The sequence below is a fragment of the Micromonospora sp. ABR4_055 genome, assembly GCF_056160425.1.
The window spans coordinates 32,911-44,870 of the sequence record NZ_JBSWXD010000034.1; the positions used below are offsets into that span (position 1 = coordinate 32,911).

General features: G+C 68.8%; 4 protein-coding genes. 3 read left to right on the forward strand and 1 reads right to left on the reverse strand.

The genetic code is table 11. From position 1 onward, the window contains the following. Positions 1 to 14 precede the first annotated feature (14 nt). Positions 15 to 6,575, forward strand: a complete 6,561-nt coding sequence (locus ACXAHD_RS10955) for an amino acid adenylation domain-containing protein (RefSeq protein WP_475050209.1) — start codon at positions 15 to 17, stop codon at positions 6,573 to 6,575. Positions 6,576 to 7,756: 1,181 nt separating this feature from the next. On the opposite strand, the gene ACXAHD_RS10960 is transcribed toward ACXAHD_RS10955, so the two are convergent. Then, on the reverse strand, positions 7,757 to 8,398 hold the full coding sequence (locus tag ACXAHD_RS10960; RefSeq protein WP_475050212.1) for a helix-turn-helix transcriptional regulator: 642 nt from the start codon (positions 8,396 to 8,398) through the stop codon (positions 7,757 to 7,759). 450 nt (positions 8,399 to 8,848) lie between these two features. Here ACXAHD_RS10960 and ACXAHD_RS10965 point away from each other — a divergent pair, with 450 nt between their 5' ends. Together ACXAHD_RS10965 and ACXAHD_RS10970 are read left to right on the forward strand one after the other, a co-directional pair. Further along, the gene (locus ACXAHD_RS10965) at positions 8,849 to 11,491 is read left to right on the forward strand and encodes a penicillin acylase family protein (protein WP_475050214.1); all 2,643 of its coding nucleotides are present in this window, start codon (positions 8,849 to 8,851) and stop codon (positions 11,489 to 11,491) included. After that, positions 11,488 to 11,853, forward strand: coding sequence for a VOC family protein (locus ACXAHD_RS10970; RefSeq protein ID WP_421367782.1), 366 nt, complete (start codon positions 11,488 to 11,490; stop codon positions 11,851 to 11,853). The genes ACXAHD_RS10965 and ACXAHD_RS10970 overlap by 4 nt, the downstream gene beginning before the upstream one ends. Positions 11,854 to 11,960: the final 107 nt, after the last annotated feature.

Genomic DNA, 11,960 nt, shown 5'->3' on the forward strand with positions numbered 1-11,960 from the left:
AGGGGGAGACTGTGGTGAGGTTCGACTTTCCAGATGTGGGCAGCGCTGTCGAGGTGACCACCCTGGCGTGGCTGCTGCGCTGGCGGGCGGCGCACGAGCCCGACCGGATGGGCTACGTCTTCCTCGACGGTGATCTCGATGTCGCGGCCACCAGGACCTACGGCGAACTCGACCGCACCGCCCGGGCCATCGCGGTGCGGCTGCGGGAGGCCGGTGTGGTGGCGGGCGACCGGGCGCTGCTGCTCTATCCGCCCGGGGCAGACTTCGTCTCTGCGTTCTTCGGCTGCCTATTCGCCGGGGTGATCGCGGTGCCCGCGTTTCCGCCCGACCCGATGCGCTTCGAACGTACCCTGCCGCGTCTGCTTTCGATTGTCGCCGACGCCGGTCCCGCAGCGGCGCTGACCACCGAGCCGCTGCGGGGACTCGCCGAAGGGTTGCCAGACATAGGGTTGCCCTGGTTGACGACCGACGACGTGCCCGACGCGGCGGCCGATGAGTGGACCCGGCCGACGGCGGACCGCGGGAGCACGGCGATGCTGCAGTACACGTCGGGATCCACCGGCGCGCCCAAAGGCGTGATGCTGACCCACGGGAACTTGCTGCACAACTCGCGGCTGATCCAGGACTTCTTCCACACCACACCACAGACCCGAGGCTTGAGCTGGCTACCGCCGTACCATGACATGGGTTTGATCGGGTGTGTACTCCAGCCACTGTTCGCAGGCCTGCCGATCTGGTTGATGTCCCCACTCGACTTCCTTCGCCGACCGCAGAGCTGGCTCGAGGCGGTGACCAAATTCGGTATCACAATGACCGGCGGCCCGAACTTCGCCTACGACCTGTGCGTGCGCCGGACGACCCCAGAGCAGCAGGCGCAGCTCAGCCTGAGCACGTGGCAGGTAGCGTTCAACGGCGCCGAGCCGGTTCGTAGATCCACCATGGAGCGCTTTTCCGCCGCGTTCGCCCCTGCCGGGTTCCGGGCCGAGGCGTTCCTGCCCTGCTACGGGCTCGCGGAAGCAACACTCATCGTCAGCGGAGGTTCGCTCGCCTCGACCGCTGGCGATGTCGACCCAGCGGCGCTCAGGCGTGGTGAGGTCGTGCCCGGGCCTGCTGGGGGACCGGTCAGCTGCGGCCCGGTCGCCGCCGACCAGCAGATCGCGGTGGTGGACCCGGAAAGCCGGGAACGCCGCGCGCCGGATCAGGTCGGGGAGGTCTGGCTGCGGGGTCCGAGCGTCGCAGCGGGCTACTGGGAGCGGCCGGGGGACACCAGCGAGGTATTCCACGCCCGGATTGCTGGCGAGGGCGAGGAGAACTGGCTGCGCACCGGCGACCTCGGCTTTGTCCGCGACGGCGAACTGGTCGTCACCGGCCGGCTCAAGGACCTGATCATCATCAGGGGGCGTAACCACTATCCACAGGACCTGGAGGTGACGGCCGAGCGGACGCACCCGGCGTTGCGGCCCGGCTGCGCGGCCGCGTTCACTGTGGAGCACGATGGCGAGGACCGGGTGGTGATCGTGCACGAGGTCACCCGCGGCGTCGCCGACACCCTCGACATCGCCGCAGTCGCAGGTGCGATCCGGCGAGGGATCGCCGAGCAGCATGGCGTCCAGGTCGCTTTGGTGGTGCTCATCCCGCCCGGTTCGCTGCCCAAGACATCGAGCGGCAAGGTGCAGCGGGCAGCCTGCCGCACGCGGCTGCTCGCCGGTGATCTGCCCGAACTCGGCCGGAACGAGACCGGCCGCGGCGAGACCACCCCGGACGGGCCCGCACCGACTCGCGCGCAACTGCTTGCCGCCGAGGGCCGCGACCGTCAAACGCTGATGGTGGAGACGCTGCGTCGATGGGCGGCTGAGGCCTGTGGGATTCCCGCGCCGGACCTCGCGCCGGAGTCGCCGCTGCTGGCCGCCGGGCTCGATTCGCTGGCCGCGCAGCAGTTGGGGCAGCGGGTCGAACAGGAGCTCGGCGTCGTGTTGCCGCTGGCCGAGGTACTCGCCGGGGCCGGTCTGGCAGACCTCGCCGGTAGCCTGGCGGGACAGCTCGATGCGGCTCGTGCCCGGCCGGTGGTCGGGTCTGCGCTGGCCGAGGCACCGTCGACCGTCCTGTCGCCGGGGGAGCGGGCGCTGTGGTTCCTGCATCAGATGGAGCCGGACAGTACCGCCCACACGACGGCGGCCGCCGTCCGGCTAACCGGGCCACTCGACGAGGTAGCCCTCGCTGCGGCGTTCGATGGTCTCGTCCAACGACACCCAGGGCTGCGGACGAATTTCGTGGCCCACGACGGCGAACCGGTACGGCGGCCTGGGCCTGGTGGCGAGTTCGTGCGGTCCGAGGTGGACCCCGAGCAGTTGCCGGCCCGGCTGGCGGCGGACGCCGCCCTGCCGTTCGATCTGGCCTCCGGCCCTCTCGTCCGGCTGTATTTGTACCGTCTCGCCGCCGACGAACACGCTGTCCTGGTGACCGCGCACCACATCGCCACCGACTTCTGGTCCACCACGATCCTCGCCCGGGAACTCGCAGCCCTCTACACCGGGCAGGCACTGACACCCGCCCCGGCTGTCCATGCACCGTCTCCGGCTGGCGAGGACCTGCTCGAGTACTGGAAACGGCAGTACGGTGCCGGCGTGCCACCGCTGGAACTGCCCGCCCGGAATCCGTCGGGAGCCTCGCAGACGGCGGGCGTGCACCGGTTCTGCCTCGACGGCGACCTGCTTGCCCGGCTCCGGCGGTGCGCGGTCGACGAGGGTGTCACCGTGAACGTACTACTGCTCGCCGGCTACCAGGCCCTGCTGCACCGGCTGACCGGACAGGACGACGTGGTGGTGGGTACCCCGCTCGCCGCCCGGTCGCGGCCCGACGCCGCGGGCGTCGTCGGGTACCTGATGAACCCGGTGCTGATTCGCAGCCGGGCCACCGGCGCCGACCCCTTTCGGCACCTGTTGCGACAGGCGCGGACCCAGGTCGTCGGCGCCATTGAACACCAGGACTTGCCCAGCGCGTTGCTTGCCGAGCAACTGACGGTCCCCCGGCACGGGCTTTTCCAGGCGATGTTCGTCTTCAACCGGCCGTCGCCCGGCGATACCGCAGCGTTTCCTGCGGCGCTGCTCGGCCACGCCGGCATCGTCCGAGAACTGGGCAGCCTGCGGGCCGAGTCCCTCCCGGTAGGCCAGCGGCACAGCGCGTTCGACCTCGAGATGGCGTTCGCCGATCTCGGTGACACGGTGCATGGCTCGCTGCGCTTCCGCGACGACATCCTCGACGTGGCGGCCGGGGAGCGCTTCGTGCGGCAATACACCGCGCTGCTGGACCAGGCGGCCACCAATCCCGCCGCACGGCTCGGCGGGCTGCCCCGGGCAGGCGACGATGAGCGCGACCAGGCGGTACAGGAATGGAATGCCACCGCGCGTGAGCTGGGCACCGGAGAATGCGTGCCGACGTTGTTCGCCAGGCAGGCCCGCCGATCCCCGGACGCCGTCGCTGTGCAGGCGGGGACCGCGTCGCTGACCTATCGGGAGCTCGATGAGCGAGCCGGTGGATTCGCCTCCCTGCTGCGGAGGGCCGGAGCCGGGCCGGGCGGACGGGTGGGGATCGTGCTGGACCGGAGCCTGGACCTGGTCGCCGCGCTGCTCGGCGTACTCCGGGCTGGTGCCGCCTACGTGCCGGTCGACCCGATGAGCCCACCCGGTCGCATCGCGGCCACGTTTGCCGACGCGGACGTGACGGCGGTGCTGAGTCACCGGGACCTGGCGGCGAAGCTGTCCGGCACCGATGTGCCGGTGATCCTCGTCGACGACGACGCAACGTCGACCGGGGACGACCCGGCGGCTACCGCGGGGGACGTCGCGTACCTCATCTATACCTCCGGATCGACCGGCGAGCCCAAAGGCGTGGAGGTGTCGCACGGCTCTCTGGTCAACTTCACGCTGCACGCCGTGGAGCAGTACGACCTCGGGCCGCAGGACCGGATTCTGCAGTTCGCCTCGATGGCGTTCGACACGAGCGCGGAGGAGATCTTCCCGGCCCTGCTGCGTGGCGCCTGCGTGGTGCTGCGGGACGACCGGATGCTGGCCGACCCGGCGACGTTCCTCGATGCCTGTGCCGCCGCCGACGTGACCGTGCTGGACCTGCCGACGGCGTACTGGCACGACCTCGTCGTCGCCCTCGGGCAAGGGGATGCCGAGCTGCCCGGCACCCTGCGGCTGGTGATCATTGGCGGGGAGCGGGCGTTGCCGGAGCGGGTCGCGGTCTGGCACGAACGTGTCGGCGGCCGGGTCCGGCTGATCAACACGTACGGGCCCACCGAGACGACAATCGTCGCGACCACCTGCGAGCTGACCGGCGCCGATCCGAGTCTCGGCGCGCCGATCGGGCGGCCGGTCGCCAACACCCGAGCCTACGTGCTCGATGACGAGTGCCGGCCGGTGCCGGTGGGCGTGGTCGGTGAGCTGTACCTCGGCGGCGCCGGACTGGCGTACGGCTATCGGGGCCGGACAGCGCTGACCGCTGCGCACTTCGTGGCGGACCCGTTCGGACTGCCTGGCGCCCGGCTCTACCGCACCGGCGACCTGGCTCGCTGTCTGCCGGATGGCTCGATCACGTTCGTCGCCCGCGCCGACCGGCAGATCAAGCTCAATGGGTACCGGGTGGAGCTGGGAGAGATAGAGTCGGCGCTGCGGCGGCTGCCCGAGGTGACCGATGCGGCGGTGGTGCGGCACCGCCGGCCGGGTCAGTTGCTGGCCTACGTCACGCCGACGTCCGTCCCGGTCGCGCAGCTGCGTTCGGCGCTGCGGGCCGTGCTTCCCGAATACATGGTGCCGGCGCGGTGCGTACCGATCGCTGCGCTGCCCCGGACACCGAACGGCAAGATCGACTACGCCGGACTGCCGCCGGTCGGCCTAGACGAGGCGTCGGACGACGCCGCTGCGCCGGGGGAGCCGCCCCGCACGCCTGAGGAGCGGGACCTCGCAGCGATCTGGTGCGCGATTCTGGACGTGCCACGAGTGCGCCTGCACGACGACTTCTTTGTCCTCGGCGGGCATTCGCTGCTCGCTACCCGGATGCTCGCGCACGTCAATCAACAGCTCGGCGTCGACCTGCCGCTGCGCGCGATCTTCGAAGCGCCGACGCTGGCCGCCTTCGCGGCCCGGGTGGCGGAGAGTCCGGTGTTCCGTGCCGCGCCGGTGCCGCGGGCGCCGCGGGACGAGCCTTTGCCGCTGTCGTTTGTCCAGGAGCGGATCTGGTTCCTGCACCAGTTGCAGCCGGGCAGCTCGAACTACAACGTGCCCCGGGCGCTGCGGCTGCGTGGGCAAGTGGATCTGGAGACGGTCACTGCGGCGCTCGCCGAGCTCGAGGTGCGGCACGAGATCCTGCGGACCGTGTTCCCCGACATCGACGGTGAACCCGTGCAGGTGATCCTGGAGCCGAAGGGCATCCCGGTCGCACTGGCCGACCGGCGCGACCTGCCGGCCGACGATCGCGACGCCTGGCTCGACGACTTCGTGCGCGCCGCAGGGCAGGAGCCGTTCGATCTGGTCACCGGCCCGCTGCTGCGGGTCACCCTGGTTCGGCTCGCCGACGACGAGTACGTGCTGGTCGTGGTCGAGCACCACTTGATCCACGACGGCTGGACGCAGGGCGTCTTCCTGCGTGACTTCCTGGAGCTGTACGAGGCTCGTAGTGTCGGCCGCGAGCCGAACCTGCCCCACCTGCCGGTGCAGTACGCCGACTTCGCCGTCTGGCAGCGTCAGCAGATGCAGGGGGAGCGGCTGGAGTCGCTGCTTGCGTTCTGGCGCGATCGGATGGCGGGGGCGCCCCCGGTCCTCGACCTGCCGACCGACCGGCCCCGTCCCCGCAAGATGACCTCCCGTGGTGGGCAGGAGACGCTGGAGATCGACGGAGAGCTGGCCCGTGGGCTTCGGGAACTTGGCCGGCAGCAGGACGTCACGCTGTTCATGAGCATGTTCGCCGGGTTCGTCGCCGTGATGCACGGGCTCTGCGGGCAGGACGACATCGTCCTGGGCGCGGGCACCGCCAACCGGCAGCGGCCCGAACTAGAGAACCTGATCGGTATGATCATCAATACTGTGCTTCTGCGGACGGATCTGTCCGGCGAGCCGTCGTTTGCCGAGCTGCTGCGCCGGGTCCGGGAGACCTGCCTCGACGCGTACGCCCATCAGGACATGCCGTTCGACAAACTGGTGGAGCAGCTGCGTCCGGTACGGAGCGTCAGCCACATGCCGCTGTTCCAGGTGATGTTCAGCTTCCTCGACACGCCGATGCCCGAGCTGCGGCTGCCAGGAGTGACGCTGGAGGTCTTGGACGCGCACAACGGCTCGGCGAAGTTCGACCTCAACGCCGTGATCATTCCACACGCCGAGCAGCGTTTTCAGGACGGCGCAACGGTGTCTGGGGTGGACGAGACCATCACGGTTCTGCTGGAGTACAACGCGGACCTGTTCGACGCGTCCACGGTCGCGGGAATCCTGGAGCAGTACGAGAATGTGCTGCGGGCAATGGTCGTGGAGCCGGGACGCCCTGTCGGTGAGTTGCTGGTCAGGGCCTCGGCAGGTGCTTGAGTTCGTTAGGAAGCCGCAGTTTCAGGCGTGACGTCGGGTTTCGGTGCTGGCCACGCACCGAGCACCACCGGGTCTTGGCCGACGACGCCGCTACGTTTCGAACGGATCCGGGGCCAAGACCTTCCCAGTCACCCCGCCGACCGCAGTTGCAGCGGCAGGGTTCACGGGTTTCCGGCCTGGCACCCTCGCGACACTCGGTCGCGGCCGGCGGTCTGGCCGGACAGACCTTGACGTCCTGAGCTGCTTTGAGGCAGCGCTGGAGCCAGCCTTCAGCTGCGGGAGCGTGAACTCGAGGAAGCAGGTCTTACGGCGAAGCGCCGCCCGCCCGGGCCGGCCGCCAGCTCGATGAGGTCGGCCACGCCCAGCGTCTCGGCCGTCGGGGCGATGTGCTCGGTGGGAGTGCCAGGCAGGCTGTGCGTGGCGTGGAGGATGCGGTGCCGATATCCGAAGGGACCGAGCCGAGCAGCATATGGGTGCCGATCCGTACTCTCGACGGAGTCTGTCGATGATCCCCTCGCTGCGCGTCGAGTCGCGACGTGTGCAGCAGTTCGTTCAGCTCCGTCTCGCTTCCCGTTCAGCAAACCTGAGCGAGTTCGGACGGTGAATGCAGGCGGAGGGCGGGACGGCGATGGCGACGGAGGCCCTCGCCCGATCGCCGGCACACGCGGTGATCGTTCGGGCTCAGCAGGACGTCGGCCGGCTCGACCCAGGGCCGGCGGACCGAGACCCAGCCGAGCATGGCCGGCAGGGTGATCCGGTAGTTGCAGGACCTACACCAGGGACGCTGCGGCGTGCCGGGGTGTTCGCCAGTGTCGGCGGGCGGCCGCCAGGAGCCGGGACGGGCAGGTGCGTCGAGCAGCCGCGTCGCCGGATTGCGCCGGTGGCATCGCACCACTACCAGCCGTTACGGCACCGCGTAGGTGTGCAGCTGGAGACCGGCGGCCCCAGGGTGACCCGTCGCACCTGCTGGATCGACCACGCTGGTGCCCCTACCTCGATGGCACCCTGATCCGGCTGCAGGTCGTTCCCCTGCGCGGCGACCATGATTCCAAACCGCTGTGGCTGTGCTGCTCCGCCACCGTGCGCCACCGTCCCGGATGTGGACCGAATCTACAAGGGATCAAGTATTGGCAACTCGGCCAAGGTTAAAGATCAAGTTCGGGGCGGGGGCCGTCGTGTGGTCAAGCCGATTTCTGCGCGAGGGGACCGTACTCGTTGTCCGGGCCCGCTTTGGTCAACTGGCCGAGCAGGGCAGCGCGGGTCAACTCGGCCTTGTTGCCGACACCGAGCTTGGCGCGGATGCGCTTGACGTACGTGTCGACCGTATGCGGGCTGATCCCAAGTCGCGTAGCGATCTGTCCGTGGGTGAGCCCGCGGGAGATCTGCCGTAGGACCTGCTTCTCCCGTTCCGACAGGTGGTAGCCCGGGAGATCGGGGTGTTCCGCGGACGCCGGGGTCTGCGGTTCGCCGGGGCAGTAGAGGCAGCCAGAGGTGACGGCTCGTACCGCGTCGACGATGCGGTCGCCTGGCTCCCGTTTGCTGACCACGCCCGAGGCGCCGGCGCGCAGGTACGCGGCACCGTTGGAGGCGGCCTCGTTGTCCAGGACCAGCACGGCCGTGCTCCTTGCGGCATCGGTGATGTGGCCGAGGCCGTCCGGAGGGGACAGCGCATCAATGTCGACTAGGATGATGTCAGCTAGCCAGGACGGCTCCTCCTGGGGTGCGGTTCGTGACGAGACGATGACGATTCCTGCGTCGGTCAGCGTTTGGACCAGTCCGATCAGGAAGATGGGTGAACTGACGAGGATGTCGGTCCTGATCACTTGAGCCCCCGGTGCTGGTTGTGCCGCGCGATCGACGCTCGGCCTGCGTTCCCCCGCGCGGACGGAAAAGTGCATACGTCTATCCCGGCCGGCGTAGGCCGGGATTAGGTCGAAGGATGTCACTGGATGTAGCCCCAAGCTAGCAGCGGGTGCACTGCGCTCGCCGGTCCCTGCTTCCGGGGACTGGTGGCGACTGCAAGGGCGGATAGCTGCCGACCGGCAGGGGGTGTGCGCTCCACAGCGCGGCCCCCGAATTCGGGGACGTGTCCGGATTCCGCCGACCGCAACACAATGGGCCGACCCGCGTGGAGCCCGGCACAAGGCAGGTATGGACTCATGCCAGATCAGGACTTGAGACGAGACGACCCCCCAGAGGGCCAGGTCGTCGAGGCAGATGCGGATCCTCTGGAGCGGGCCGACGGAGCGCGTCGCAGGCGTCGCCGGTGGCGGGTGCTGAAGTGGTTCCTCGCCGCCCTCCTGGCCACGATATTGGTCGTTTTGCTCTCATTTGCCTGGGCCGTTCGTCGCAGCTTTCCCGATTACAGCTCTGTGATCATTATGCCGGGTCTAAGCTCGGGGGTTACGGCCTACCGGGATGATCACGGAATCCCGCATTCGTACGCATCGAACCAATTGGACCTTTTTGTGGCGCAGGGATACGTGCACGCCCAGGACCGCTTCTGGGAGATGGATTTCCGTCGTCACCTCGCCTCTGGGCGCCTCGCCGAACTGTTCGGCCCGTCGGAGATCCCCACTGACGCCTTCCTGCGGACGATGGGCTGGCGTGCGGTGGCCGAGCAGGAATGGGAACTGCTAACACCAGACGCTCGCGCCAATCTTGAGGCATATGCAGTAGGTGTGAACGCTTGGATGTCGGACAATGGCGGTTCTGAGGCTTCTGGAACCAAAAGTCTGGAGTACGCTGTGCTCGGCCTGCAGAACCCTGGCTACACCGTCGAACCATGGAGTCCCGTCGACTCCATTTCCTTGCTGAAAACAATGGCCTGGGATCTGATCGGCAACATCTATTCGGAAATGGATCGCTCTGTCCTGCTCGGGCAAGGGTTGACCCGTGCGCAGATCGAGCAACTATTCCCTGCATATCCCTTCGAGCGGAACGCTCCGATCGTTAGTGGCGGTTCGATTGTCAATGGTGCGTTCGATGCAGAAGCAGCCGCTGCAGGTGGCTCGTTGGGAGGCGAGGGCGGGGCAGCGGACCAGGCTTGGCGCGGCGACGCGGCACCGGCGCTCGAGGCGCTCCGCGGCCGGATCGCCGCGCTGCCAGCCCGGCTCGGCGTCAGCGGCACCGGCGTCGGGTCGAACTCCTGGGTGGTCAGCGGCGACCTGACCGCCTCCGGCAAGCCGCTGCTTGCCAACGACCCGCACCTCGGGCCGTCCCTGCCAGGTGTCTGGTACCAGAACGGGCTGCACTGCACCTGCGACTACAACGCCGCAGGCTTCTCCCTCGCCGGCATGCCGGGTCTGCTGATTGGACACAACGGGCGGATTTCGTGGGGGTTGACCAACCTCGGTGCCGACGTCGCTGACCTCTATGTTGAGAAGATCGTCGGCGACCGGTACTTCGACGGTACGACCTGGCTGCCGCTGACAATCCGAGACGAGACCATCGAGGTAGCCGGCGGGGATCCGGTCACCGTCAAGGTACGGTCCACCAAGCACGGCCCGCTGCTGTCCGACCGGATGTCCGACATCTTCGCCATCGCCGCCCGGCCACCGCTCGACCCCTCCGGTTCGCCGTACGCGCAGGTCTCACCAACGCACATACCGAGTCTCGACGTGGGTGCCCCCGGGGTGCCCGCGCACGCCAGCGCCCAGCCGTACGCCGTGGCGTTACGCTGGACCGCACTCGACCCCGGCCGCACGATCGACGCGATGTTCGACCTCAACCGGGCGTCGAACTGGACTGAGTTCCGGGCTGCGGCCGCGCTGTTCGACGTCCCCGCCCAGAACATGATCTATGCCGACGTCGATGGCAACATCGGATACCAGGCCCCGGGCCGGATCCCCATCCGTGGCAAGGGCGACGGCCGCTGGCCCGCGCCCGGCTGGGATCCGGCGTACGACTGGACCGGCTTCATCCCCTTCGAGGCGCTGCCCAACGAGTACAACCCCGACGACGGCGTGATCATCACCGCGAACCAGGCGGTGGCCGGCCCGCATTACCCGTACCTCATCACGAACGACTGGTCGTACGGCTATCGCAGCCAACGCATCGCAGACATGATCATCGACCGGGCGTCGCGCGGGAAACTGACCATCGACGACATGCGCGCGATGCAGATGGACAACTACAACGGCTTCGCTGCCACCGTGGTGCCCGCGCTGCTCGCCGCACCGCTCGCCGACGGCGACGAGAACGTGGCACAGGCCCGCGATCTGCTGCGTGGGTGGGATTTCCAGCAGCCAGCCGAGACACCGGCCGCGTCCGCCGCGGCGGCGGCGTTCTACAACGCGACTCTGCTTCACCTGGTGAGGCGTACGTTCGACGAGCTGCCCGCCGGCCGGCTTCCCGGCGCCGGCGACGACGGTTGGGAGACCCTCCGCCCGCTCCTGGCCGAACCTCGGTCGCCGTGGTGGGACGACAAGCGCACCCCTGTCACCGAGACGATGAACGACATGCTGTCGCTCGCCATGAGCGACGCCGAGCGGGAGCTGAGCGACCGACTCGGCGACGACCCCACAGCGTGGCGCTGGGGCGACCTGCACACCCTCGCGCTAGAGAACGGCTCGCTCGGGCAGTCCGGGATCGCGCCGGTCGAGATGCTCTTCAACCGCGGCCCGGTGCCGGTCGGCGGCGGTGGCGGCATCGTCAACGCGACCAGCTGGGTGACGACCCAGGGGTACGAGGTCACCTACGTGCCGTCGATGCGGATAATCGTCGACCTGTCCGACCTGAACGGCTCGCGCTGGGTCCAGCTCACCGGTACCTCCGGGCACGCCTTTCACCGCAACTACACCGACCAGGTGGACCTCTGGCGCACCGGGCAGGACACGCCGATGCTCTGGGACCGCCCAAACATCGAGTCGGCCGCAGAGCACACCAGCACCATGAAACGAGAGGGTGACCAGTGAAACTGAAACGCCGGACGATCGTCTTCGAGGCTGCGGACATTCAGGCGGAAAGCACGTTCTGGGCGGAACTGCTGAGCGGCTCCGTCGAAGCCAAGGACACCTGGCACAACGTTTGGGTGGACGGGGACTGGCATATCGCCGTCCAGCTGGCGCCCGAGCACGTGTCGCCGACATGGCCGGACAATGGCTGGTCACAACAGGTCCATCTCGACTTCTACATCGAAGACCTCGAAGCCGCCCATGAGAAGGTACTCGAACTAGGCGGACGGCTGGTGAAAGCGGTCGACGACCCCGCCGCGCGCACCGGGTTCCGGGTCTACGCGGATCCGGCCGGCCACCCGTTCTGCCTTGCCTGGCCCTGAGCTTCCGTATGAAGCACACACACGGTGGTGGGGGGGGGGGGGGGGGGGGGGGGGGGGGGGGGGGGGGGGGGGGGGGGGGGGGGGGGGGGGGGGGGGGGGGGGGGGGG